This window comes from Streptomyces sp. RLA131, from assembly GCF_056270125.1.
In genome coordinates this window covers 1189916-1215813 of sequence record NZ_JBWDOQ010000002.1, presented here as the reverse complement: position 1 = coordinate 1215813, position 25898 = coordinate 1189916, and the positions used below count along the sequence as shown (strand labels likewise).

General features: G+C 73.6%; 19 protein-coding genes. 10 read left to right on the top strand and 9 right to left on the bottom strand.

Annotated features, from left to right (window positions below; genetic code table 11):
- Positions 1–176: 176 nt before the first annotated feature.
- Entirely contained in the window at positions 177–1262 is a 1086-nt protein-coding gene (locus RWE79_RS06420; protein ID WP_475939036.1) for an aminoglycoside phosphotransferase family protein, read from the bottom strand.
- A 401-nt stretch (positions 1263–1663) separates the two neighbouring features.
- On the opposite strand from RWE79_RS06420, the gene RWE79_RS06415 reads away from it, so the two are divergent.
- Complete coding sequence (locus RWE79_RS06415; protein ID WP_475939035.1) at positions 1664–3172, top strand: DNA-binding protein NsdB; 1509 nt, start codon at positions 1664–1666, stop codon at positions 3170–3172.
- Between the two features lie 109 nt (positions 3173–3281).
- Here the strand turns inward: RWE79_RS06415 and RWE79_RS06410 are convergent, their stop codons facing one another.
- A complete protein-coding gene (locus RWE79_RS06410; RefSeq protein WP_475939034.1) occupies positions 3282–4703 on the bottom strand; it encodes a PP2C family protein-serine/threonine phosphatase in 1422 nt (473 codons plus the stop codon).
- Positions 4704–5020: 317 nt separating this feature from the next.
- On the opposite strand from RWE79_RS06410, the gene RWE79_RS06405 reads away from it, so the two are divergent.
- The gene (locus tag RWE79_RS06405) at positions 5021–6469 is read left to right on the top strand and encodes a HEAT repeat domain-containing protein (RefSeq protein WP_475939033.1); all 1449 of its coding nucleotides are present in this window, start codon (positions 5021–5023) and stop codon (positions 6467–6469) included.
- A gap of 266 nt (positions 6470–6735) precedes the next feature.
- On the opposite strand, the gene RWE79_RS06400 is transcribed toward RWE79_RS06405, so the two are convergent.
- From RWE79_RS06400 to RWE79_RS06380, 5 genes are read right to left on the bottom strand one after another with little or no spacing between them, the layout of a single operon-like run.
- Positions 6736–7605 carry a 5-oxoprolinase subunit C family protein gene (locus RWE79_RS06400; protein WP_475939032.1) on the bottom strand — a complete coding sequence of 290 codons (870 nt, stop codon included), beginning with the start codon at positions 7603–7605 and terminating at the stop codon, positions 6736–6738.
- Positions 7602–8225 carry a 5-oxoprolinase subunit B family protein gene (locus RWE79_RS06395; protein ID WP_475939031.1) on the bottom strand — a complete coding sequence of 208 codons (624 nt, stop codon included), beginning with the start codon at positions 8223–8225 and terminating at the stop codon, positions 7602–7604. Before RWE79_RS06395 ends, RWE79_RS06400 begins: the two co-directional genes overlap by 4 nt.
- Complete coding sequence (locus RWE79_RS06390) at positions 8222–8986, bottom strand: LamB/YcsF family protein (RefSeq protein WP_475945632.1); 765 nt, start codon at positions 8984–8986, stop codon at positions 8222–8224. The genes RWE79_RS06395 and RWE79_RS06390 overlap by 4 nt, the downstream gene beginning before the upstream one ends.
- A gap of 38 nt (positions 8987–9024) precedes the next feature.
- Positions 9025–9804, bottom strand: coding sequence for a putative hydro-lyase (locus RWE79_RS06385; RefSeq protein WP_475939030.1), 780 nt, complete (start codon positions 9802–9804; stop codon positions 9025–9027).
- Positions 9801–11084: an MFS transporter gene (locus tag RWE79_RS06380; RefSeq protein WP_475939029.1), complete on the bottom strand. Its 1284-nt coding sequence runs from the start codon at positions 11082–11084 to the stop codon at positions 9801–9803. The genes RWE79_RS06385 and RWE79_RS06380 overlap by 4 nt, the downstream gene beginning before the upstream one ends.
- A 134-nt stretch (positions 11085–11218) precedes the next feature.
- On the opposite strand from RWE79_RS06380, the gene RWE79_RS06375 reads away from it, so the two are divergent.
- From RWE79_RS06375 to RWE79_RS06360, 4 genes are all read left to right on the top strand, one after another.
- Complete coding sequence (locus RWE79_RS06375) at positions 11219–11956, top strand: GntR family transcriptional regulator (RefSeq protein WP_475939028.1); 738 nt, start codon at positions 11219–11221, stop codon at positions 11954–11956.
- Between the two features lie 194 nt (positions 11957–12150).
- Positions 12151–13680 carry a hypothetical protein gene (locus RWE79_RS06370; RefSeq protein WP_475939027.1) on the top strand — a complete coding sequence of 510 codons (1530 nt, stop codon included), beginning with the start codon at positions 12151–12153 and terminating at the stop codon, positions 13678–13680.
- Positions 13681–13744: 64 nt separating this feature from the next.
- Positions 13745–14662: a hypothetical protein gene (locus tag RWE79_RS06365; RefSeq protein WP_475939026.1), complete on the top strand. Its 918-nt coding sequence runs from the start codon at positions 13745–13747 to the stop codon at positions 14660–14662.
- 93 nt (positions 14663–14755) lie between these two features.
- Positions 14756–19420: a hypothetical protein gene (locus tag RWE79_RS06360; protein WP_475939025.1), complete on the top strand. Its 4665-nt coding sequence runs from the start codon at positions 14756–14758 to the stop codon at positions 19418–19420.
- Here RWE79_RS06360 and RWE79_RS06355 read toward each other — a convergent pair.
- Positions 19392–19859 (bottom strand): hypothetical protein, encoded by a 468-nt coding sequence (locus tag RWE79_RS06355; RefSeq protein ID WP_475939024.1) that lies wholly within the window; start codon positions 19857–19859, stop codon positions 19392–19394. The genes RWE79_RS06360 and RWE79_RS06355 overlap by 29 nt on opposite strands.
- A 345-nt stretch (positions 19860–20204) precedes the next feature.
- Between RWE79_RS06355 and RWE79_RS06350 the strand changes: the two genes are divergently transcribed.
- The 4 genes from RWE79_RS06350 to RWE79_RS06335 all read left to right on the top strand — a co-directional run bounded on the left by RWE79_RS06350 (position 20205) and on the right by RWE79_RS06335 (position 24270).
- Positions 20205–22757: a sensor histidine kinase gene (locus tag RWE79_RS06350; protein WP_475939023.1), complete on the top strand. Its 2553-nt coding sequence runs from the start codon at positions 20205–20207 to the stop codon at positions 22755–22757.
- Positions 22754–23176 carry a roadblock/LC7 domain-containing protein gene (locus tag RWE79_RS06345; RefSeq protein ID WP_475939022.1) on the top strand — a complete coding sequence of 141 codons (423 nt, stop codon included), beginning with the start codon at positions 22754–22756 and terminating at the stop codon, positions 23174–23176. The genes RWE79_RS06350 and RWE79_RS06345 overlap by 4 nt, the downstream gene beginning before the upstream one ends.
- Positions 23177–23190: 14 nt before the next feature.
- Positions 23191–23589, top strand: a complete 399-nt coding sequence (locus tag RWE79_RS06340; RefSeq protein WP_475945630.1) for a DUF742 domain-containing protein — start codon at positions 23191–23193, stop codon at positions 23587–23589.
- 99 nt (positions 23590–23688) lie between these two features.
- Positions 23689–24270, top strand: a complete 582-nt coding sequence (locus RWE79_RS06335) for a GTP-binding protein (RefSeq protein WP_475939021.1) — start codon at positions 23689–23691, stop codon at positions 24268–24270.
- A 93-nt stretch (positions 24271–24363) separates the two neighbouring features.
- Here the strand turns inward: RWE79_RS06335 and glpK are convergent, their stop codons facing one another.
- Positions 24364–25890 (bottom strand): glycerol kinase GlpK, encoded by a 1527-nt coding sequence (gene glpK / locus RWE79_RS06330; RefSeq protein WP_475939020.1) that lies wholly within the window; start codon positions 25888–25890, stop codon positions 24364–24366.
- Between the last annotated feature and the right edge of the window lie 8 nt (positions 25891–25898).

Here is a 25898-nt window from a genome sequence, read left to right as displayed (position 1 = left end):
ACAGGCGTATCGACTTGAAGCCAACGCGTCAACCACCGTCGGCGTGTACCCGCACCCCCGTCGGAGCCGGGGCCGGAGTCAAAGCCCCGGCCCCGCCCCCGACGACCTGCCGTTACGTCATCCCGCCGGCTTGTAGCGGGAATTCCGGGTGACGGCCCCTCACCGGGTGACGGTTCTCACCGGGTGCCGACGGCCGCCCGCACCGCGCGGCGGGCCAGCCCGCAGTCGTCGTGGAGACGGCGCAGCAGCAGCCGCTGCTCCTCGCCGACCTCGGCCGCGCCCTGCCCCGCCGGGGCCGAGCCGCGCATGGTGCGCTGTACCGCGGTCTCGTACGTACGGATCTCGCGGGTGAGTACGAGCATCAGGTTGACCAGGAAGGAGTCGCGTGCCGCCGGGCCCGCGGCCTGGGCCGACTGGCTGATCTGACGGCGGGTGACCGGGTCGTCGCCCAGTATCGACCACAGCACCGCGAGGTCGTATCCGGGCAGGTACCAGCCGGCGTGCTCCCAGTCCACCAGGACCGGCCCGGCGGGGGAGAGCAGGACGTTCGACAGCAGGGCGTCGCCGTGGTTGAACTGCCCCTGGACATGCGCCAGACCGTGCAGCAGCTTCTGCAGGTCGCCCATGTCGCGGTCGGTGAGCAGCCCCAGTTCGTGGTAGCGGGAGATCCGGGCCGGGTAGTCGATCGGGGCGTCGAAGACCCCGGACGGCGGCCGCCACAGGTTGACCCGCGAGAAGGCGGACAGGGCCGCGCGCACGTCCCCGCGCTGCGGGGCCTCGGTGGGGTGCCGCCGCTGGGCCGCGACCCGTCCGGGCATCCGCTCCAGGACCAGGGTGCAGCTCTCGGGGTCGGCGGCGATCAGCCGTGGCACCCGGACCGGCGGGCGGTGGCGCACGAAGGCGCGGTATGCCGCTATTTCGTGCCGGAAGCGCTCGACCCACGCCGGCGAGTGGTCCAGCAGGACCTTCGCCACGGCGGGGCTGCGTCCGGAGGTGCCCACCAGCAGGACGGAGCGGCTGCTGCGGCGCAGCATCTGAACGGGGGCGAACTCTGGGCAGATCCGCTGCACCGAGGCGATGGCCGTGCGCAGCTGCGCACCCTGGGGGCCGGTCAAGTCGAGTCTCCCGCTGAGCGGATGGGAGGTGCCCGCCGGCATGGGCCGCCGGGCGGCCGGGATGAGGCGGGGGCGCAGTCCGGCGTCGGTCCCGGAGACGTAGGACGGCCGGGGCGGAGCGGACACGGAGGACGATGCTGAATACATGAGGGGGAGACAGATCCCTTCGTGTGCCTGCGAGCTCTGAGGGTGTTTGCTGTGCAGGGACGGTTCGTACGGGTGGCGGGTGAACGGCGCGTGGACGTTGACCGAAGCCGGTGTCGGCGTCCGGTCCCGCACCCTGGGGAATGCGGGTTCCGGGCCGGCGGGGGCCGGTCGTCCACGCGCCGTGCGCCCTTCCCGGACAAGTACGCACCCTCAGCATCAGATGTTCAACGGTGACCGAAGAATGTTCTGATCTGATCGCACGTGACCATCCGGGACCGGCTGCTGCCGGCCGGGGTGGCGCAATCTCACCTGACCATCGCGCGCGGGTGGCAGACCATCTGGCGCACCCTGGCGAACCCTGGCGAATGCTCGCTACACGTCCCACCGGCCACTAATGTCAAATGTGCCGAGGAACCTGGGGGCTTGACGTGGCCAAGGAATCCAACACACGACTCGCGGACCTTTTCGCTCTCACGGGCTGGTCCAAGGGCGAACTCGCACGACTGGTCAACAGGCAGGCGGCCGCAAGCGGCCACCCGCAACTGGCGACCGACACCTCGCGGGTCCGCCGCTGGATCGAGACCGGGGAATCACCGCGCGAACCCGTCCCCAGTGTGCTGGCAGCCTTGTTCACCGAGCGTCTCGGCCGTGTCGTAACCATCGAGGATCTCGGGTTCGGCCGGCATCGGCGTACGGGAAAGAAGCAGGCCGTCAGTGCCGACGGACTGCCCTGGGCACCGGAACGGACAGCCGCGGTCCTCACCGAATTCACGGGAATGGACCTCATGCTCAACCGACGCGGTCTGGTGGGCGCGGGCGCCGCGCTCGCCGCCGGTTCCGCAATCAGCGGTGCCATGTACGAGTGGCTGCACGCCGCCCCGGCGCTCGCAGCCGACGCCCCCCGTTTCGGCGACCCGTTCGCCACCGACATCATCCCGGTCTCGTCGGACCGGTACGAAGCAGCCCCGGTGGGCTCCGAGGAGATCGAGGCGCTGGAGCGTTCGGTCGAGGTCTTCCGCGCCTGGGACGCCGCCCGTGGCGGCGGGCTGCAGCGCAAGGCGGTCGTGGGACAGCTCAACGAGGTGGGCGGAATGCTCTCCTACCATCATCCGGTCCACCTCAGGCGCAGGCTCTGGGGCGTGGCCGCCAACCTGGCCGTCCTGGCCGGCTGGATGTCCCACGACGTGGGCCTGGAGCCCACCGCCCAGAAGTACTTCGTGATCGCCGCCCACGCGGCCCGCGAGGGCGGCGACCGGCCCCGGGCCGGCGAGGCGCTCTCCCGCGCCGCCCGCCAGATGGTGCACCTCGGCCGTCCCGACGACGCGCTGGACCTGATGAAACTCGCCCAGTCCGGCTCCGGCGAGGAGACCCTGCCCCGGACCCGCGCCATGCTCCACACCATCGAGGCCTGGGCGCAGGCCTCGCTGGGCCGCGGCCAGGCCATGCGCCGCACCCTGGGCGAGGCCGAGGAACTCTTCGTCTCCGACCGGGGCGACATCCCACCGCCGAGCTGGATGCAGAACTTCGACGAGGCCGATCTGCACGGCATGCAGGCCCTGGCCTTCCGCACCCTGGCGGAACACGACCCCACCGCGGCCAACCAGGCGCAGAGCCACGCGAAACAGGCGCTGGAACTGCGGGCGAGCGGCCACAACCGGTCGCAGATCTTCGACTACATCTCGCTGGCGTCGGCGTGCTTCATCGCCGACGATCCCGAACAGGCCGACAACTACGCGCGGTTGGCGCTGCTGGCCATCGGGCAGACCTCGTCCCACCGCACCTGGGACCGACTGCGGGAGATGTACCGGCTGACCGGCAGGTACTCCGACCACACCAAGATCCAGGATCTGCGGGCCGAGATCGAGACGGCGCTTCCCAAGAGCCCCAAGCACCGCGCCACATCCATCTAGACAGCGTTTCCCAGAACCGGTCCAGGAGTGGGTAACGCCACGGCAGTGCTCACAGGGCAGTGCTCACACAGGGCAATGCTCACACAGGGCAATGCCCTCGGGGCAGTGCTCACACAAACCTGGCGACCATCACACAGGCATCGTCCTCGCGGTCCGGTGTCCCCAGTTCCTCGACGACGATCCGTACGCAGTCCTGCGCGCTACGGGCCTGCCCGAAACGCGGGCCCAGATCGAGCAGCTTCTGCGCGCCCCGCAGGCGCGGCACCAGACCATCGGTGTGCAGCACCAGCAGATCACCCGGGGCGATCTGCTCGGTGGCCTGGGCATAGCGCGCGCCGGAGGTCGCGCCGAGCAGAACGCCCTCCGGCGGATCCAGGACGCACCCCGCCCCGTTGCGGAAGAGCAGCGGGGCGGGGTGTCCGGCCTGGGCCCAGAGCAGGGTGCGGTCCGACGGGTCGTAGCGGCAGCACAGCGCGCTGCCCAGCGCCGGCTGCGCGGAGGTGTCCAGTAACTGGTTGAGCCAGCCCATCAGCGGGCCCGGTTCAAGCCCGGCCACCGCCATGCCGCGCAACGCGCCGAGCAGCATCGCCATGCCGGAGGTGGCGGCCACGCCATGGCCGGTCAGATCACCGACGGTGAGCAGGGTGGCGCCGTCCGGCAGCGGCAGGGCGTCGTACCAGTCGCCGCCGATCAGAGCGCTGGAGGCGGAGGGGAGGTAGTGCGCGGCGAGATCCACCGTGGTCGGGCCGCCGCTCTGCGGGAACCGCAGGGAGCCCCGCCACGGCGGGAGCACGGCCTCCTGCAGCTCGACCGCCAGCCGGCGCTCGGTCTCCGCGATCTGCCGCTGGCGCTGCAAGGAGTCACGGGTCTCGCGCAGCGTCCGCTGAGTGCGGCGCAGCTCACTCACGTCCCGGAGCACGGCCCACATGGAGGCGGTGCCGCCGGTGGCGTCGAGCACCGGCTCGCCCACCATGTGTACGGTGCGCACGGAACCGTCGGTGCGCACGATGCGGAACTCGCAGTCGATCGGCCTGCCGTCCACCAGGCAGCCCGTCACGGCCTCGGAAAGCACCTGCTGGTCCTCCGCGAAGAGCCAGGACGGCATCTCGTCCAGCGTCAGCGGGCCGTCCGCCGGTTCACGGCCGAAGATGCGGTACAGCTCGCCGGACCAGTCGACCCCGTCCGTCAGCAGATCCCACTCGGCGCTGCCGGCCCGGCCGAGTGCCTGCACCGCCGGTGCGGTCGGCGGCGCGATGCCGACGGGGGCCTCCACGACCGCTTCCTCGCGCGGCAGCCCGTCCCGCAGCTGGCCGAGGTGCTCGCCCAGGTCGTCCAGCTGGTGCACGGCGAGATCGCACAGCGCCCGCTGCCAGCGCACCTGGGGATCCTCGCGGTGGATGTCCGACACCGCGTCGCGACGGACCGCGTCGACCTTGCCGCGCAGCTGGCGGGTCTGGGTGATGAGCGCGTCCATCGTGCCTGGCTCCGGTGGCCGGGCGGGGGAATGATCCTCATGCAGATGGGGCGGCATGACGCTCTCCGAACGTATCTCCGACGCTGGCGCGCCGGGCGACTGGGGCGAGCGACGCGAGATGGGGATCCCCCCAGCCGAAGCTCTGGGGAGGAAGGGCCGGTTACGACTGTGTCACAGTGTGCGACGCCCTGTAAGTGTTTCCGCGATACACGATCCGGTGGTGTCGGAGGCATATGCCAGCAGCCTGTCAGCGGAATGCGGGGGTCCGCTGAACCGGGCAGAGTTTGGGCAGGAGCCGATCTGCGAAGATACCTCGCAACCGGCAGCGGGAAATCCCGTTGCCAGCCCCACCCCCCGCACCGGATGCTGACCTCATGTTCGATCCCGACATAGCGCCCAGTGGAACCCTTCTCGGCCTCCTCCAGCGAGGACGCGGAGACGGGACCCTGCACGCCCTCACGGCGCAGCGAGCCGACGCGCTCGCCGCGCTGGAGAGCTGCGTCCTGCGCGACCCACGCCACGACTGGCGCGTGGAGTCCCGCTCCCTCTACTACGCGCGGCTCTACTCCGAGCTGGAGGGGCCGCTCGACGGAATCGAACAACATCTCTTCAGTCCGGACGACGCCTTCTCCGACGGCTCCGCCGACGAACAGCGCTGCGGCCTCGCCCTGTCCGTCCTCGGCCACCTCGCCGGCTACGGCCGCCGTGACGCCCTGCATCTGCTGCGCCGGTACGCCGCCGTCGGCGGCTCCTGGGAATGGGCCCTCGACGAGCTCGCCGTGCGTGACGACGACGAGGCACTGCGCGCCCTCGGCCCCGCCGTGCTCGCCCGCTTCCCGCACACCCCCGACGGTGAGGCGCGGCTCGCCGAGGCGGTGCGCGAGGCGTACGAGCCCCGGCCCTGGCGGCTGTGGTCGGAACACCCCGACCCCGTCGTCGCCGAGCGGGTCCGCAAGGCCGCGGAGCAGACCTCCTTCGACCGGTGGCAACGTCAGATGCGCCCCGCCGGGCCCACCCCCGGTTGGAGCGTCCGCGCCGTACTGGAATGGGCCCAGCAGGGACTCGACCAGCACCCCGCCCAGTTCCGGGACGCCCCGGCCGCCCGCTGCCTCGCCGCCGTCGCCGGGCCCGAGGACCGCGCCGAACTCGTCGAGGCCGCCCGCGGCGGCCCCGACGCGGCCCGCGCCGCCGCCCTGCGCCACCTCGCCGACCGCCAGGACCCGCAGATCCTCGACCTCGTCGAGGCCGCCGCCGACAGCCCCTCCGAGCTGGTCGCCCGCGCCGCCCTCGAATCCTTCGAGCGCATGCGCGGCGCCGCCGCGCTCGCCCGCGCCCGGGCCTGGTCCGTACGCGACGACGCCCTCGGCTCCGCCGCGGCCCGGGTCCTGGCCTGCCGCGGCACCGCGGGCCCGACCGGCGACCCCGAACGGGTCCTCGGCGCCCTCCGGCGGCTCGTCCAGCGCGACGGCGCGGACGCGGACGGCCTCGCCGCCCTCGTCGAGGGCACCGGCCGCCTCTCCATCGGCTGCGCCGCGCCGGTGCTCCGCCACATCTACCGGGAGACCTCCTCCTCGCAGCTGCGCGGCATCGCCGCCCAGGCCCTGGCCGCCACGGATCCGTCCTTCCCCTCCGGCTTCGCCGTCGAATGCCTCTGGGACTGCGAGGAGACCACCCGAGGACTCGCCGCGCACCACGCAGCCACCGCCGACGTCCGCGTTCTCGCCCAGCTCCGCCGCCTCGCCGCCGATCCGGCGGAGGAGGCCGACGTCCAGACCGCGGTCCGGGGCCGCCTGCGCACCGGCCCCAGCTCCACGGCCTTCTGAGGCGCGGTGCGAGCGGCGTGGCCCACCGCCCGCCGCGCACGGCCGGGCACCTCGTCCGGCGTGGTCGGGGGGCCACGCCCGCTGCCCGGTGAATCGACCGCGGCGACCCGGCAGCGCGACCCGGCAGCGCGTTCCGGCGGTGGCGGTCTGCCCCGCGGAAGCAGCTGGGGCCGCTGAGCGGAACGGCCGCGCTGCCCGGGGGTACCGGCCCACCGCACCGCACCGCGCCGCGCTGAGCGCCATCGCCTCGCAGTACCGCACCGGGCCTACCGGCGGCGCACCAGGGTGAACCGGACCGGGGTGCCCGGGGCGGCCTGGGCCGCCGGGGGGAGGTCGCGGCCCGGGACGACGCCGATGACGGGGTAGCCGCCGGTCGTGGGGTGGTCGGCGAGGAAGACCACCGGGCGGCCGTCCGGCGGCACCTGGACGGCGCCCAGGACCATGCCCTCGCTGGGGAGTTCGTCGTGCCGCGACCGCTCCAGCGGAGGACCCTCGGTGCGCAGGCCGATGCGGTTGCTGGCGGACGCCACACGGTAGGAGCCGTGGACGAGGGTGCGCAGGGCGGTCGCGGTGAACCAGTCGTCGCGCGGGCCGGGCAGCACGCGCAGCACCAGCTCGTCCGGGGGGCCCGGGGCCGGGGCCTCGTCCACCCGGGCGGGTGTTCCGGTGGTGTCGCCCAGGGGCAGTACGGCGCCGTCGGCCAGGGGCGCCGGGCCGAGGCCGGAGAGCAGGTCGGTGGAGCGGCTGCCCAGCACCGGTTCGGGGGCCACGCCGCCGCTGACGGCCAGGTAGCTGCGCACCCCGCGCACGACGGCCCCGGCCTCCACGACCGACCCGGCGGGGACGGCCACCGGGGCGCCCCAGGCCACCGGCCGGCCGTCGACGGTGACCGGGCAGGGGGCGCCGGTGACGGCGACGGTGGCGTCACACCGCATGCGCAGCGCGCAGCCGTTGAGCGTGGTCTCCAGGACGGCGGCGCCGGCGGGGTTGCCGACCAGCCGGTTGGCCAGCCGGCTCGCGGGCGGATCGAGTGCCCCGGAGCCGGGCACGCCCAGGTGCGCGTGGCCGGGCCGGCCGAGATCCTGAACGGTGGTGAGGGCCCCGGCCCGTACGACCACGAAGGCACGGTCCGTCACGCGGCACCGTCCACCACGAACCGCACCGGTGTGCCCGGTGCGAGGAGCGCCGCCGGCTCGCGGGCCGGGTCCCACAGCACGGCGTCGGTGGAGCCGATCAGCTGCCAGCCGCCCGGCGAGGACCGCGGGTAGACCCCGGTGTACGGCCCGGCCAGCGCCACCGCGCCCGCCGGTACCCGGGTCCTCGGGTTGGCCCGCCGCGGCACCTCGTAGCGCTCGGGCAGCCCGGTCAGATAGCCGAAACCGGGCGCGAAGCCGCAGAAGGCGACGCGGAACCGGGCCGCCGAGTGGATCCGTGCCACCTCCGCCGCCGAACCGACGCCCCACAGCGCGGCGACGTCCGCGAGGTCGGGGCCGTCGTAGCGGACGGGGATCTCGACCGCGTCCCGTTCGGCGGCCGGCGGTGGCGGGACCTCCCAGCCGGCGAGCCGCTCGGCGAGCCGCCGGGGTTCGGCCAGCCCCCGCAGCAGCACCGTCCGGGCGGCCGGCACGATCTCGCGGACCGGCGGCAGGGTGCCGGCGGCCCGGCGCCGCAGCAGTTCCGCGTGCAGGGCCTCGGCCTCCGTGCCCGAGGCGCACTCGATCAGCAGCCCGTCCTCGCCCACCGGCAGCGGCCTCATACGAAGGCCTCCACCCGGACGCCGGCGGCCTCCAGCCCGGACCGGACCCGGCGGGCGAGTCCGGCGGCGCCGGCGGTGTCGCCGTGCAGGCACAGCGACCTGGCCCGTACGGTGATCCGCTGTCCGTCCACCGAGAGGACCGAGCCGGTACGGGCGATGCCCACCGACCGCTCGACCACGGTGTCCGGGTCGGTGACCACGGCGCCCTCCTCCCGCCGCGACACCAGCGTGCCGCCGGCGGTGTAGGCGCGGTCGGCGAACGCCTCGGTCACCACGGGCAGTCCGGCCTCCGCCGCCGCCCGGTGCAGCCGGGAGCCCGGCAGACCGAGCACCGGGAGCCCCGCACCGGCGAGGAGCACGCCGTCCACCACGGCGGCGGCCTGCTCCTCGTCGTGCACGGTCCGGTTGTAGAGCGCGCCGTGCGGTTTGACGTACGACACCCGGGCCCCGGCGGCCCGGGCGAAGACCTCCAGCGCGCCGATCTGGTAGGCGACCTCGGCGGCCAGTTCCCCGGGTGGTACGTCCATCGACCGGCGGCCGAAGCCGGCCAGGTCGCGGTAGGAGACCTGCGCGCCGATCCGCACCCCGCGCGCGGCGGCCAGGTCGCAGACCCTGCGCATGGTCGCCGCGTCGCCGGCGTGGAAGCCGCAGGCGACATTGGCGCTGGTGACCACGGACAGCAGCGCCTCGTCGTCGGTCAGCCGCCAGCGGCCGAAGCCCTCGCCGAGATCGGCGTTGAGATCGATCAAGGCCTCGGCCATGGTGGTGTGCGCCCTTTCGGTTCCGGCTCCGGCTTCGATCATCCCGCGATCCGGTACTCCTCGTCACGTACGTCCGTGACCAGCATGTACCCCGGTGCGTGGGTGATCGCGAACGGCGGCCGGGAGGTCATGACCGCGGCCTGCAGGGTGACCCCGCAGGCCCAGAACATCGGTACGTCGCCCGGTTCGGCGTGCACCGGGTCGCCGAAGTCGGGCCGGGCAAGGGATCGGATGCCCAGACCGGCCGGGTCACCGGTGTGGATGGGGCTGCCGTGGACCTCGGGCATCAGACCGCTCACCCGCCGGGCGGTGGTGACCAGCCCGCCGGGGACCTGGCGCATGGAGACCACCAGAGGGCCGCTGACGCGCCCGGCGGGCCGGCACTGCCGGTTGGTCACGTACATCGCGACATTGCGCCCCTGGTCGATGTGGCGGAGCGGAACGCCGGCCCGCTCCAGGGCCGTTTCGAAGGTGAAGCTGCAGCCGATCAGGAACGACACCAGGTCGTTCCGCCAGTGGGCGGTCGCGTCCTTCGGTTCGGCGACGAGTTCGCCGTCCTCCCAGACGCGGTAGAGCGGGAGGTCGGTGCGCAGGTCGGCGCCGGGCGCCAGCGGGGTGGTCCAGGAGCCGGGGGCGGTGACGTCGAGCACCGGACAGGGCTTGGGGTTCTGCCGGCAGAACCGCAGCACCTCGTCGGCCCAGTCGACGGGAACGGTCAGCAGGTTGGCCTGGGTGCGGCCGGGGGCCCACCCGGCGGTGGGTACGGACAGGCCGGCCCGGAAGCGCGCACGGGCGACGGCGGGGTTGTTGTCGGTCACAGCAGCTCCTTGCCACGCGTCTCGGGGAGTCCGAACAGGGCGATGACGGCGATGGCGTAGCCGACGGCGCCGAAGACCAGGGCGCCGCCGACACCCCAGCTGCCCGCCATGAACCCGACCAGGGTCGGGAAGAACGCGCCGACACCGCGGCCGACGTTGTAGGTGAAGCCCTGCCCGGTGCCGCGCACGGCGGTCGGGTAGAGCTCGCTCAGGAAGGACCCGAAGCCGCTGAAGATCGCCGACATCGAGAACCCGAGCGGGAAACTCAGCACCAGGAGAAGGCCGTTCGCCCCGGACGGCAGGTGTGTGTAGGCCAGGACGCAGGCCGCGGAGAGCACCGCGAACAGCGCGATGGTCCTCTTGCGGCCGAGCCGGTCGGTGAGGAGGCCGCCGCTCAGATAGCCGGTGAAGGCGCCCGAGATGAGGGCCGTCAGATAGCCGCCGGTGCCGACGACGCTGAGTCCGCGTTCGGTCTTGAGGTAGGCGGGCAGCCAGGTGGCGAGGGTGTAGTAGCCGCCCTGGACGCCGGTGGCCAGCAGCGACGCGAAGAACGTGGTCCGTCCCAGCCCGGGCTTGAAGATCTCGGTGAAGCCGCCCCTGCGCGGGCTGGTGAGCCGTTTGGCGGCCGCGTCGGGCGCGTCCTGGACGTTCTTGCGCACGTACAGCACCAGCAGCGCGGGCAGCGCGCCGGTCCAGAACATCACCCGCCAGGCGGTGTCCGGGTCGAGCAGCGAGAAGACGGTGGTGTTGACGACCACGGCGAGCGCCCAGCCCACCGCCCAGGAGCTCTGGACGAAGGCCAGCGTGCGCCCGCGGTGCCGGGCCGAGGCGTACTCGGCGACCAGGATCGCGCCGACCGCCCACTCGCCGCCGAAACCGAGGCCCTGGAGGCCGCGCAGCACGAGCAGCGACTCGTACGTCGGCGCGAAGCCGCACAGGACGGTGAAGACGGCGTAGGTGATGACGGTGATCATCAGGGCCTTCACCCGGCCGATGCGGTCGGCCAGCACACCGGCGATCGCGCCGCCCACCGCGGAGACGACCAGGGTGACGGTGGTGAGCAGCCCGGTCTGGCCCGTGGTGAGGCCGAAGTAGGCCCCGATGGCGACCATGCTGAGCGGCAGGGTGAAGAAGTCGTACGAATCCAGGGCGTATCCGCCGAACGCGCCGGCGAAGGCGCGCCGTCCGCGCGGTCCGAGGGTGCGGAGCCAGGCGAAGGCCCCGGAGTCCTGTTGGGTCTCGTCGGGGGTGGTGCCGGTGACGGGTGGCGTCGTGCGCATGAGCACCTCACAGCGTTGGAGGGTGCGGCTCTGGGGACAGGACGAGCTGGGTGCGAGTTTCAAAGTAGAGGATCGTTGAACGATCCTGCAATACTCATGTTGTTTCGTCCTGGTGAATACGATTGACTTCGGTCATGCGCACAACGACCGGCGGTACGGACGGGAACGAGGACGGCGTGGGAGCGAGCGGCGGTACGCCGGCCGGGCTGGCGGACGACCGCGCACTGCTCGGCCGGACCAGCACCGCCGAACGGGTCGCGGACATCCTGCGGACCCGCATCATGGAGGGGTTCTTCCTCCCCGGGGACCGACTCTCCGAGGACAGCATCGGCGGGGCCCTCGGCGTCTCCCGCAACACTCTGCGTGAGGCGTTCCGGCTGCTGACGCACGAGCGGCTGCTGGTCCACGAGCTCAACCGGGGCGTCTTCGTCCGGGTCCTGACCGTGGAGGACCTGGTCGACATCTACCGCGTCCGCCGCCTCGTGGAGTGCGCCGCGCTGCGCGGGCTGGGTGAACCGCCGTATCCGCTCGACGCGCTGCAACGCGCGGTGGACGCCGGTGAGAAGGCCGCCCACGACGGGCAGTGGCAGGACCTGTCAACCGCCAACATACGTTTCCACCAGGGGATCATCGCCCTCGCCGGCAGCCCGCGCACCGACGAACTGATGCGTGGAGTACTGGCCGAACTGCGCCTGGTCTTCCATGTGATGGACGAGCCCCGCCGCTTCTACGAGCCGTACCTGGAGCGCAATCGGCACATCCTCCAGGCCCTGCGGGACGGCGACGCGGCGCGCGCGGAAGACCTGCTCGCCGACTATCTGCGGGACTCCCGGCGCCAGCTGTCCGAGGGCTACGCCCGCCAGGTCGGCTGACCGGCTCGGCCCGTCCGGCGAACGGGGACGGCCGCGCCCGAAGGCCGCGCGACCCGGTGGACGTCCGCGGCCGCGGCAGGGGCGCCGCAGCCAGGCGCGTGTTCCGGCGCGCAGCCCGGCGCGTGCCCCGGCGCGCAGCTCGGTGTTCCGTGCCGTTTCGGCCGTTGTCGGTGCGAGCGCATAACCTGTGCGTCGTGACCGTTACCGTCCCCCACCAGCACGGCAGTGCTGCCCGCCCGGCCCCGGGACCGGCCGCCGACGAGGGTCTGGCCCGCCGGCTCAAGGCCCTGGCCTGCACCGCGCCGCTGCACGACCTCGACGCGCGCAAGGCCAACCTCGCGGGCGAGTACGGGGTGTACGCGATGGCGGAGATCGCGCTCGCCGCCATCGACCTGGTCACGCTCAACATGGACTTCGACACCGGCGCCGACCACGACCAGATAGTCCACCGCCTCCTCCCGCGCGTCGCCGCCCAGGCCCCCCGGCGCGAGAGCGCGGAGCACGAGCGCGTCGCCCGCTGGGTCCTGGAGAACCTGATCAACGTCGGCAGCGTCGACCGCGGCTTCCGCGCCGTCTACGGCACCTTCGGGCCGGACGGCGTGTACGTCCGGCGTGACTACGACTTCAAGCTCATCGAGGAGGTCACCGGCCCCGGCGGCGACATCTACCTGCGCACCACCGACGAGGCGGTCAACGTCCTCGTCGGCGCCCTGGACACCGACGTCACCAGCGCCCAGATCGCCGCCGAGGTCAAGCTGGAGGTCCTCATCAACCGGGGCCGCCTCGCCGACGCGCAGCTCGCCGCCGAGCAGGCCCGGTACCGCACCGTCCAGTACGCCGAGACCCTGCGGCGCGCCCTGGAGGCCACCCGGCGCAACGTACGGGCCGTCGACTGGCTGCACACCGTCCCCGACATGATCGCCGAGGCCCTCGACCACATCGCCGACCGCTACCGGCACGAGAACGCGATCCTCACCAACATCCGCAAGGCCCGGGACGAGGCCGAGACCGGCAGCGACTCCAGAACCGGTGAGCACAAGCGCCGCGCCGCCGAGCTCGTCGACATAGTCAAGGACTGCATCCGCCGTCACACGCAGCTCCAGTCGCGGCTGCTCGAAGCCGGCCCTCTGTTCCGCGCCGAGCAGGACCGCCAGGCCTTCGCGGCGCCGCCCGCCCGCGCCGGGCTGGACCTCTACGGCCAGCTGGTCGCGCCCGTCCTCCCGCTGCCGGTCGAGCACGCCACCCGCGTCACCGACGCCTACTTCGCCCGTGGCACCGGCCTGCGCACGCCCGCGTCGGTACGGGTCACCGACCTCGTCGAGGGGCTGCTGACGCCGCCCGTCGAACGCGGGCATCTCGGCGCCGAGATGCCCGAGCCCGATCTGGTCGCCACCCCGGACGACAGCCGCTTCACCGACGAGCAGCTGGACACCGCGCTGGCGCTGCTGGACCTGCCGCACGACGCCCCCCGCCGGCTCTCCGGCCTCCTCGCCCAGGCACGCCGCCTCGACCCCGAACTGCCGTACCTGGTGGCGCTGCTGTCGGTCCACGCCGCCAGCCCCCCGGTCGGCACCGCCTACCGCCAGGGCGAGCAGCGGCTGCTGTTCGCCGTGGACGACGGCACGCGGCTGGAGGACCCCGAGTTCGGCGGCGCGGACCTGATCGTGGGCACGGCCCGGCTGGACACGGCCGGTATGGCGGCGGGCCGCGCGGAGGCGTCATGAGACGGGTCAGCCGGCCGAACACCACCGCCATCGTCAGCATGAACCGCGACCAGGAGCCACCCCAGTGACCGACCACCGCGAAGCGGAAACCCCGGCGCAGCCGGACCCGCCGACCACCGGAGCCCCCGGCACCGGCGCCGGCACGGCCCCTGCCACCGGCGCCGTGACGGCCGCCGACGCCGCCGACGCGGCGCGCCTGGTCTCCTTCGGGCTCCAGCCCAAGCTGCTGCCCGCCCGCGACGCCGAGTACGCCGACCTCATCCGCCGCCACCGCGAGGACCCGGCCTTCGGCCGCCTCGCCGACGCCGTCGCCGCCGGCCTCGGGCTGGTGGTGCTGGAGGTGTCCCCCCGGGCCGGGATGGCCGTGGCCGCCGCCGAGGACTCCGTCTTCGCGGTCCGGATGGGCGACTACTCCCGCCGTGCCGCCTCCGACGCGGGCGACCGCTTTCTGCACGGCCTGGCGCACCTGGCCACCGCCGCGATGGCCTTCCCCCGCCCCGAGGACCTCGCCGACGACGGGTACATCGGACGGATCACCGTCCACGGCGTCGACGCCTTCGTACGCCAGGCCTGCCGCCGCCTGGAGGAACGCGCCGACGAGCAGGGCGAGAACACCGATCCGGCCAGCGACGCCCCGGGCCTGGAGGCCGCCTGGCGGGTCTACGTGCGGCGCAGCGCGACCGGCGCGACCAAGGACGCCCGGCGCCTCGCCGGGTCGACGACCGGCATCATCGGCAAGGCGGTCGCCTTCCTGGTCGACTCCGGTTTCCTGCACCGCACCGGTGACGAGGCCGGAGGCACGTACCGCACCACCGCCCGCTACCAGCTCCAGGTCCGTGACATGGCCGGCAGCGCCGCCATGGCCGAACTGCTCGACCTGGGCGTCGTCCCGGTGACCGACGGCTCCGCGACGCTGCTGCCGCCGGACGACGCCGAGCCGCTGGACCTGGTCGCCGACGCGGGCCTGCCCTTCCACTCCTGACGCCCGCGCGTCCCGTATCCGCCCCGTATCCGCCCCGTATCCGCCCTGTATCCGTCCGAGATCCGTCCGAGAAAGCCAACGAGAGCCGCCGCCATGTACGAGCTGTCCCGGGTCCGCCTCTACTCCATCGGGCCCGCCGGCGCGCGCTACGCCGACACCGTCCTGGACCTGCGCGGGGTGGGCGAGCCGGTGCCGCAGCCGGCGCCCGCCCAGGCCGAGTTCTTCGAGGACGAGCCGGCCGGCCCGCCGCGCCGCCCCGCGCCGGCGGGCGTGCTCTTCCTGGAGAACGGCGGCGGCAAGTCCGTCCTGCTGAAACTGATCTTCTCGGTGATGCTGCCCGGCCACCGCAACACCCTGGGCGGTGCCAGCTCCGGCGTACTGCGCAAGTTCCTGCTGGCCGAGGACTGCGGACATGTCGCGCTGGAGTGGCAGCACACCGTGACCGGCGAGCTGGTGGTCGTCGGCAAGGTCAGCGAGTGGCGCGGCCGTCAGGTCTCCTCCGACCCGCGCAAGTTCGCCGAGGCCTGGTACTCCTTCCGGCCCGGTCCGGGACTGAGCCTGGACTCACTGCCGGTCGCCGAGTCGAGCGTCGTGCGGCGGCCCGCCGAAGGCGCCTCCGGCGCACGCGGGCGCCGCCGCACGATGAAGGGCTTCCGCGACGCGATCACCGAGGCCGGCAAGTTCTACCAGCATCTGGACGTGGTGTGGGAGGAGATCCACGACCGCTGGAACGAGCACCTGGGCGAGCTCGGCCTCGACCCCGAACTCTTCCGCTACCAGCGCGAGATGAACGCCGACGAGGGCGAGGCCGCCGGCCTGTTCGCGGTCAAGAAGGACTCCGACTTCACCGATCTGCTGCTGCGCGCCGTCACCGACACCCGGGACACCGACGGGCTCGCCGACCTCGTCCACGGCTTCGCCGGCAAGCTCGGCCGCCGCTCCGAACTGACCGCCGAACGCGACTTCACCGCGGGCTCGCTGGAACTCCTCCAGCGCATCGTCGACACCACCGCCGCCCGAGAGCAGGCACGCGGCATCCACACCCAGTCCGAGCGCCGCACCCGTGACCTGGCCCGGCGGCTGTCCGCCCGCGCCCAGCGGGAACGCGGACGCGCCGGCGAACTCGCCGGGAGCACGGCGGACGCCGCCCAGGCCGTCACCGACGCCGAGCAGGCCCGGGGCCGCGGCGCCCTGGTCGCCGCCGAACTCGCCTTCCGGCACGCCTCGCTGGCCCTGGCCGCCGCCGACCGCGGCGCCGCCGGGCTCAAGCGGGAGCTGGCCGAGGCCCGCACCCTGCACTCCGCCTGGCAGACCGCCGAGACCGTGCTGCGCCACCGCGCCGCCGCCGACCGCCTCGCCCGGGTCACCACCGCCATCCGCGAGGCCGAGCGCGACGCCGCCCCGGCGCTGGCCGCCCGTACCAAGGCGGCGGGCGATCTCGTACGCGCCCTGCACGCGGCCGCCGACAACGCCGACGCGCAGGCCGACGCCGAGGAGGAGCGCTCGGCCGGGCTCCAGGCCGCCGGCGAGGCCGCCCACCGGGACGCGACCGCCGCCGCCACCGGTGCGCAGCGCGCCCGCAGCGAGGCCGGTCACCTCGGCCAGCGGCTCGCCGAGGTCGAGCAGGAGACCGCCGAGGCGGTACGGGCCGGATGGCTCGACGACACCGCCCCCGACGCCGACCCGGCCCGCGCCGCCCTGGAGGCCTCCGACGCCGAGCGGGCCGCCACCGCCGCCGCCGAAGAGGCCCGCGAGGCCGCCCGGAGTACCGCGGAGGCGGCCCGCGAGGCCGCAGCCGGTGACGCCCGCGCCGAACTGGCCGCCGCCCGCGCGGCGGACGCCCTGGCCGCGGCCGAGGCCGCCCACGCCGCCGAGACCCGGGTCGCCGGGGCACTGGCGGCGGAGCCTCGCCTCGCCGGACTGCTGAGCCTGCCCGCGCCCCAACCGGCCCCGGCCGCGGGCGCGGTGCCGGCCCCCCGCCGCACCGCAGGTCCGGCCGCCCCGGCAGTACGGCCGGGGGCCGAGCCCGCCGGCGCGCTGACCGCCGCCGAACTCGACGCCTTCGCCGAGCCGTTGCGGGAGCTGCTGGACGGTGCAGTGGCCACCGCCGAGCGCCAGCTGTTCGATCTGCGCACGGCCGCCGCCGACGACGCCCGGATCCTGGGCGCGCTCGGCGACGGAGGGCTGCTCCCGCCCGGTCCCGACGTCCTGGCCACCGTCGAACACCTCGGTGAGCACGGCATCCCCGCCCTTCCCGGCTGGCGTTACCTCGCCCAGGCCGTGCCGCCCGCCGACCACGCGGCCGTGCTCGCCGCCCGCCCCGAGCTGGTGGACGGGGTCGTCGTCACCGACCCGGGCACCCACGCCCGGGCCCGCGAGGTCCTCGCGCAGGCCGCGCTGCTGCCCCGGTCCACGGTGGCGGTCGGCACCGCTGCGGCGCTGCTGGCCCCGCCGTCCGGCCCGGCCGGTGCCGAGCGGGAGGTCTTCCTCGTACCGCCCAACCCGGCGATGCACGACGAGCAGGCCGCCGACGGCGAACGGCAGGCCCTGCGCGGCCGCGCCACCGCCCGCGAGGAGGAGATCCGCGCCCTCGCGGGCCGCCTCGCCCACGACCGCACCCTCGCCGCCCGGCTGTCCTCCTGGCGTACCGGCTGCCCGCCCGGCCGGCTCGCCGAGCTGGCGGAGGCCGTGGCGGCCGCCCGGGAGACCGCCGCCGCCGCCCGCGAGGAGTTGACCGCCGCCCGCGCCGCCCGCGCCGGGGCGGACGCGGCTGCCGCCGGGGCCGCCCGGCTCCGGGACGCCCGCCAGGAGGCCGCCCAGCAGGCCCGGCGGGCGGCCGACGCGCTGGCCGGCCTGGCCTTCCGGCTGCGCGAACGCGCCAACTGGCAGCGCCGGACGCGCGAGCTGGCCGAGGAGGCGGCGGAGGCCGAGGCCCGCGCCGACACCTGCCTGGCCGAGGCCCGTGCCGCCGACGAGGACCGCCGCGCCGCGCAGCGGGCCGCCGACGACGCCCGCCGCACCGCCCGCGTGCTGCGCGCCGAGCGTTCCGAGATCGCCGGGGCCCCGGACGACGTCCCCGAGGGCGACGCCACCGCGCTCTCCCAGGCGCTGCCCGCGCTGCGCGAGGCCTACCGGGCCGCGTCCCAGCTCTACGAGAAGGTCGGCGTCGGGGCCGATCTGCGCGCCGAACAGGCCCGCGCCGAGAGCACCGAGAACTCCGCCCTGACCGAGCTCGAACGCCTCAGCAACAAGGTCCGTACCCGCGCCGCGCAGCTCCTGGAAGGCCACGACGGCGCCGACGGCCCGTCCCGGCAGGCCGCCGCCGCCCGCGCCGAACAGCTTGTGCAGACCATCGAGTCCCGGCTGTCCACCGCCAGTGAGCAGCTCGGCCGCCTCCGGGGCGAGACCGAACGGCACGCTCCCGGCAACGGCGAGGCGCACACCGACCTGCCGGAGGACCTCGTCCCGCGCGACGCCGAGCACGCCCAGGAGCTGCTGCGCGGCGCCAACGCCGAACTCGCCGCGCGCACCGACGCGCTGGAGCAGGCCCGTACCGGGCACGCGGTCCTGGTCCGTTCCCACCGTGCCGCCGAGGACGCCGCCGGTGGCTTCGACGAACTGGCCGCCCTGCTGCGCGACCTGCTCCGGGACGGCCCCCAGCAGGGCACCGGCGAGGAGGAGCAGGACCCCGAGCCGCACTCCGGTTCCCTGGAGGAGGCCCGCACAGCGGCGGCCGAGGCCCGGCGCGGTCTGCGCGGCTGCGCCGCCGACCTGTCCGCCGCCGAGTCACAGCTACGGGAGGCCTCCGACATCCTCGTACGACATGCCAACGCCGCCCGTTACGAGCAGGTGAGGACGCCTGCCCGGCAGCAGATCCGGGAGCTGCCGGCGGCGGCGCTGCCCGAGCACGCCGCCGCCTGGGCCGCGGCCTTCGCCCCGCGCCTGCGCGTGCTGACCGACGAGCTGGAGCAGTTGGAGCGCAACCGCGACATCATCGTCGACCGGCTCCGCGGCCTGGTCGAGTCGTCACTCGCGACGCTGCGCTCGGCCCAGCGGCTCTCCCGGCTTCCCCAGGGCCTCGGCGAGTGGTCGGGGCAGGAGTTCCTGCGGATCCGCTTCGAGGACCCCGACCACGCCACGCTGACCGAGCGGCTGGGCGAGGTGATCGACGAGGCGACCCGCGCCGCCGTGCGCAAGAACTCCGATCTGCGCCGGGACGGGATGACGCTGCTGCTGAGCGGGGTGTCCGCGGCCCTGCACCCCAAGGGCATCGCGGTCGAGATCCTCAAGCCGGACGCCGTGCTGCGCGCCGAGCGCGTGCCCGTCGGGCAGATGGGCGACGTGTTCTCCGGCGGCCAGTTGCTCACCGCCGCCATCGCGCTGTACTGCACCATGGCCGCGCTGCGCAGCAACGACCGCGGCCGCGAGCGGCACCGCCACGCCGGCACGCTGTTCCTGGACAATCCGATCGGCCGGGCCAACGCCACGTATCTGCTGGAGCTGCAGCGTGCGGTCGCCGACGCGCTGGGTGTCCAGCTGATCTACACCACCGGTCTGTTCGACACGACCGCGCTGGCCGAATTCCCGTTGGTCGTACGGCTGCGCAACGACGCGGATCTGCGGGCCGGTCTGAAGTACATCAGCGTCGAGGAGCATCTGCGCCCCGGACTTCCCGTCCAGGACCCGCAGGGCGAGCCGGTGCACGGGGAGATCACCGCCACCCGGATGTTCAGGCGGCCCGCCGAGCAACCGGCATAGCGCGCCCGGTGCGGTGGCGCTGCTCCTGGCGCTCCCGGCGGTGGGTGCGCCGCCGCTCCCGGCGCAGCGCGCGGGCGGCGCTGCTGGGGCTGGAGACCACCCCGTTGCGCTGGTACCAGACCTGGCGGGTGATCCACACGTCCAGCACCGACCACGTGGCGACCACCGTGCTGAACACGGTGAACAGCATCGCGGGCGCCGCCAGCCAGGAGCTCCCGGCCGCGGCGAGGACGGCCACCATCGCCTGGATGAGCGTCAGCGATGTGATGAGCACGGCCCGGACGGCCGCGTTCCGCACCGGGTCGGGCATCCGGGGGGTGCCGACCGGGTCCTCGGTCCACAGTCGTCTGCCCCGGCTCACCCCCGGAATGTCGCGATCCAGCGCATCCCCGACGTGATCGCCGGACGCGGTTGCGGACAGACGGGGTTCGGTGTCCATCAAAGCTGCTCCCTGCGGCTTACCCGTTCGTGCGATGCCGGACGAGGGATGTCCGACTGTAGATCGGCTGCCCGTTTTCATCGGGTCCATTCCGGGGTCGTTCCGGATGCACCACGGCACGGTGGCCCCGTTGACACCACGATCGCCGAACGTCAAAAGTTCCCGCCACAGTGCCATTTCAGCCAGTCGTGGCCTTGTCGCATCAGCTCGAACCGTCGCGAGTCCGTACAACTGCGGCATTCGTACGTTCGAGTTAGTCATGTGGCAGTAGTAGGCTCACGCCGGTTATTGACGAGTCACGACGAAAGTCGACCACCCTTGAACAGGGTTGACGTTGGGGAGGCCATGCGCTTTCGCGGTACGACGATCCGGCGGAAGATCGTGGCGCTGCTGCTCATTCCGCTGCTGTCCCTCACCGTTCTCTGGGCCTTCGCCGCCGCCCTGACCGGCAGCGAAGTGTGGGGCATGCTCGGCATCACGCAGACCGTCGACAACCTGGCACACCCTGTCGAGGACTCGGTCCTGGCCGTCCAGCACGAACGCCGGGCAGCCCTGGTCTATCTGGCCGATCCGCGCCGCTCCGACGCCAGGACCACCCTCCAGCGCCGCCGCGACGACACCGACCGGGCCATCAAGGTACTCCGCGCCCAGGCCGCTTCGTCGGACAACCGGAGCAATCTCAGCGCCGACTCCAAGCGGCACCTCGACGCCGTCGTCAAGGGGTACGCGACGCTGGACGCGCTGCGCGGCAAGGTCACCGACGGCAGCATCAGCCGCATCGACGCCTACGACGCGTACAACGCCGCCGTCGACCCCGGCTACGACTTCCTGTTCTCCCTGAGCTCGATCGACGACATCACCCTCGACCGGCAGATCCAGGCACTGACCAACTCCGTCCGCGCCACCGAGAGCATCAGCCGCGAGGACGCCCTGATGGCCGCGGCCATCACCGCGGGCCACACCAGCGCCGCCGAGCAGCGCGCCTTCACCTTCGCCGTCGCCGCGCAGCGCACGAGCTACGACACCAACCTCGCCCAGCTCGCCACCGAGGAGCGGTCGCTGTACGAGGACTTCTGGAACGGCACCGACGGCCGCTCGCTGCGCAGCGCCGAGGACGCGGTGATCGCCGCGGGCACCAAGGGCGCGCCCCGCGCAGCCGACCGTGCCGCCTGGCAGCGCACCGCCTCCACCGCGCTCACCGACCTCGACGCGATCCGCGGCCAGGCCCGTGACATCCAGAAGGAACGCACCACCCCGTACGCGATCCGCCTGGTCGTCCAGGCCGCGGCGGCCGGCGGGCTCGGCCTGGTCGCCGTCATCGCCACGCTCGTCGTCTCCGTCCGCATGGGACGTGGCCTGATCCGTGACCTGTCCGGCCTGCGCAAGGAGGCCCAGGAGGTCTCCGGCACCCGGCTGCCCCGCGTCATGCGCCGCCTCGCCGCCGGCGAGGAGGTCGACGTCGAGACCGAGGCGCCCCGACTGCAGTACTCCGACGACGAGGTCGGCCAGGTCGGCAAGGCCCTCAACACCCTGCAACGCGCCGCCGTCGAGGCCGCCGTACGCCAGGCCGACATGCGCCGCGGCGTCTCCGAGGTCTTCGTCAACCTCGCCCGCCGCAGCCAGGTCCTGCTGCACCGTCAGCTGACCCTGCTCGACGCCATGGAACGCCGCACCGAGGACCCCCGCGAACTCGGGGACCTCTTCCGCCTCGACCACATGACGACCCGCATGCGGCGGCACGCCGAGGGCCTGGTCATCCTCTCCGGCGCCGTGCCGTCCCGGCAGTGGCGCAAGCCGGTCCAGCTGATGGACGTGGTGCGCGCCGCCGTCGCCGAGGTCGAGGACTACGAACGCGTCGAGGTCCGCCGGCTGCCCCGGCTGGCCGTCACCGGCCCGGCCGTCGCCGACCTCACCCACCTGATCGCCGAACTCATCGAGAACGCCACCGTGTTCTCGCCGCCGCACACCACCGTCCAGGTGCACGGCGAACCGGTCGCCAACGGCTTCGCCCTCGAAGTCGACGACCGCGGCCTCGGACTGACCCCCGACGCCATGCTGGAAGCCAATCTGCGGCTCGCCGAGACCCCCGAGTTCGAGCTCTCCGACACCGACCGGCTCGGCCTGTTCGTGGTCAGCCGGCTCGCCCAGCGTCAGTCCGTCCGCGTCTCGCTGCGGCCCTCCCCGTACGGCGGGACCACCGCTGTCGTCCTCATCCCGGCGGCGCTGCTCGCCGAGAGCGGTGACAGCGGCGAGGACACCGGCACCCGCAGGATCGGCGAACTCGAACTCGCCAAGGCCCTCGGCGACGCCCCGGACGACGAACCCGCGGCCACCGAGCACAGTTTCCGGCAGTGGGGCCTGGCCCCCGGCCGCGACGAGCAGCACGAGCCGCCCCGGGAGCACCGCCGCACCCCCGCGCAACGCGGCCTCGCGCAGCGCGCACCCGCCCAGCGCGGTCCTGCCCAACGCGGTCCCGCGCAGCGCGTCCCCGCCGAGGCCGACGCCGCGCCCGGCGCGTCGGCCGCCGGGACGGACGGTCTGTCCGCGCTGCCGCGCCGGCGCCGCCCGCCGGTGCTGGTCGCCGACAACGGCCGCCCCGTCCCCGGCATCCCCCGGCAGTCGGAGCCGCCGTCGGAGCCCGCCGGTGTGGCGCTGCCCCGCCGGGTCCGCCAGGCGAGTCTGGCCCCGCAGCTGCGCACCGACACCACGGAGGAGACGGCCGGGGCAACCGTCCCGGACAGCGTCGCCGAGTCCTCGCCGCGCGAGCGCAGCCCCGAGGAGATCCGGGCCCGGATGGCGTCGATCCAGAGCGGCTGGCAGCGCGGCCGACGGCACTCCGAGGAAGTCCCAGACGTTACACACGCACCAGGAACCATCACGGAGGGGAACGGTCCATGACCGCATCATCGAGTACGACCCGCGAGCTGAGCTGGCTCCTCGACGACCTGGTGAGCCGGGTGGCCTCGATCCGCAAGGCCCTTGTGCTCTCCGGTGACGGCCTGGCCACCGGGGCCTCGGAGGGGCTCACCCGTGAGGACGCCGAGCACCTGGCGGCGGTGGCCTCCGGCTTCCACAGCCTCGCCAAGGGGGTCGGCCGGCACTTCGAGGCCGGCGCCGTCCGCCAGACCATGGTCGAGCTGGACGAGGCGTTCCTCTTCGTCACCGCCGCCGGTGACGGCAGCTGCCTCGCGGTGCTCACCGACGCCGACTCCGACGTCGGCCAGGTCGCCTACGAAATGGCGCTCCTCGTCAAGCGGGTCGGCGTGCACCTCGCCACCGCACCCCGCACCGACGGCGGCGCCGCCCGCGCGGTATGACCGGGGCCGGGGCGATGCCGCCCGACGGCGACCGCTGGTTCGACGACGCGGCCGGACCGGTGGTGCGCCCGTACGCCATGACGCGTGGCCGGACCAGCCACTCCGCCGAGGGCAGGCTCGACCTGATCGCCCTCGTCGTCGCCGAGGCACGCTACGAGGGCGCCGATCCGCCCGCCGACGCCGACCGGGCGCTGTCCCCCGAGCATCTCCACATCGTCGAGCTCTGCCGGGACCGCCCGGCCTCCGTCGCCGAGCTGGCCGCCGATCTCGACCTGCCGCTCGGCGTCGTGCGCGTGCTCATCGGCGACCTCCTCGACGGCGATCTGGTGCACGTCACCCGGCCGGTTCCGCCCGCGGAACTGCCGGACGCGAGCGTGCTCCGCGACGTCATAAACGGACTGCGCGCTCTCTGATCGATAACGAAGCGATTCCACCGGCCAGTTGGCCGGTGAGCTCGTAGTACTGTCCTGTCATCAGTGGTGGAACGCTTGCTGAAATGAGAGAAGAGGCCCATGGTCTTCGGGCGCTCTGAGCGCAACAAGCCGGTTGTCGAGCCGGTCGCCCTCAAGATCCTGGTGGCGGGCGGGTTCGGGGTCGGCAAGACCACGCTCGTCGGTGCGGTCAGCGAGATCCGTCCGCTGCGCACCGAGGAGGACCTCAGCGAGATCGGCCGCCCGGTCGACGACACCGGTGGCGTCGAGTCCAAGCGCACCACCACCGTCGCCATGGACTTCGGCCGCATCACCCTCCGGGACGACCTCGTCCTGTACCTCTTCGGCACCCCCGGTCAGGACCGCTTCTGGTTCCTGTGGGACGAGCTGGCGCAGGGAGCCCTCGGCGCCGTCGTCCTGGCCGACACCCGTCGCCTGGAGGACTGCTTCGCCGCCGTCGACTACTTCGAGCGCCGAGGCATCCCCTTCACCATCGCCGTCAACTGCTTCGAGGGCTCCCAGCGCCACCCCGCCGACATGATCCGCGAGGCCCTCGACCTGGATCCCGACGTCCCCGTGGTGCTGTGCGACGCGCGCGACCGCTCCTCCGTCAAGAACGTCCTGATCACCGTCGTGGAGAACGCGGCCAAGGTCGCGGCGTAGCCGGGCCGTCACGACCCGGCCACGCCGTACGCGGTGCCGGCTGCCGGACACCTGCCGGGCGCGTGCCGTACTCCCGGCCGGGCCCGTGGACCGTCAGCCGGAGCCCTCGTCCTCCTCGTGCCAGCCGAAGCTGCGCTCCACCGCCTTCTTCCACCTCCGGTACTCGCGCTCCCGGACGCCCTGCTCCATCGCCGGTGTCCACTCGGCGTCCTTCTGCCAGTGCGCCTTGAGCGTGTCGAGGTCCGGCCACACCCCGGTGGCCAGCCCGGCCGCGTACGCCGCGCCCAGACACGTCGTCTCCGACACCCGGGGCCGCACCACCGGCACACCCAGCACATCGGCCTGGTGCTGCATCAGCAGGTTGTTGGCGGTCATTCCGCCGTCCACCTTCAGCGTGGTGATCGGTACGCCCGAGTCCTGGTACATGGCGTCCACCACCTCGCGGGTCTGCCAGCTGGTGGCCTCCAGGACCGCCCGCGCGAGGTGGGCCTTGGTCACGTACCGGGTCAGGCCGGTGATCACACCGCGCGCGTCGGAGCGCCAGTACGGGGCGTAGAGCCCGGAGAAGGCCGGCACGATGTAGGCGCCGCCGTTGTCCTCGACGCTCGCCGCCAGGGGCTCGATCTCGTCGGCGGACCCGATGATGCCGAGCTGGTCCCGGAACCACTGCACCAGGGCGCCGGTGATGGCGATCGAGCCCTCCAGGCAGTAGACCGGCGGTTCGCCGCCGAGCCGGTAGCCCATGGTCGTCAGCAGCCCGTTCTTGGACGGCACCGGACGGTGCCCCGTGTTGAGCAGCAGGAAACTGCCGGTCCCGTAGGTGTTCTTGGCGGTGCCGGTGTCGTAGCAGGCCTGGCCGAAGACCGCGGCCTGCTGGTCGCCCAGCGCGGAGGCGACGGGTACCCCCGCGAGCTGGCCCACCGCCGTCCCGTAGACCTCGGCGGACGAGCGGATCTCCGGGAGGATCGCCTCCGGGATGTCCATGGCGGAGAGAATGGCCGGATCCCACTGCAGGGATTCGAGGTTCATCAGCATGGTGCGCCCGGCGTTGGTCACATCGGTGACATGGACGCCGCAGTCCGGGCCCCCGGTGAGATTCCAGATCAGCCAGGAGTCGATGGTGCCGAAGGCGATCTCGCCGTTCTCGGCGCGGCGCCGCAGCCCGGGGACGTTGTCGAGCAGCCAGGCCGCCTTGGGCCCGGAGAAGTAGCTGGCGAGCGGCAGCCCGGTCGACTCACGGAAACGGTCCTGGCCGTCGGAGCCGCCGAGCTGGGTGCACAGCGCGGAGGTACGGGTGTCCTGCCAGACGATCGCGTTGTGCACCGGCCGGCCGGTGGCGCGGTCCCACAAGACGGTGGTCTCCCGCTGGTTGGTGATGCCCAGCGCGCTGAGCTGGTCGGCGCGCAGCCCGGCCTTGGCGAGCGCACCCGCGACCACGGCCTGCACCTTGGACCAGATCTCGGTGGCGTCGTGCTCCACCCACCCCGGCCTGGGGAAGATCTGCCGGTGCTCGCGCTGGTCCACGGCGACGATCGCCCCGTCGGTGTCGAAGACGATGCAACGGCTGGAGGTGGTGCCCTGGTCGATTGCGGCGACGTACTTCACTGACTGCTCGGTCATGACCGCCT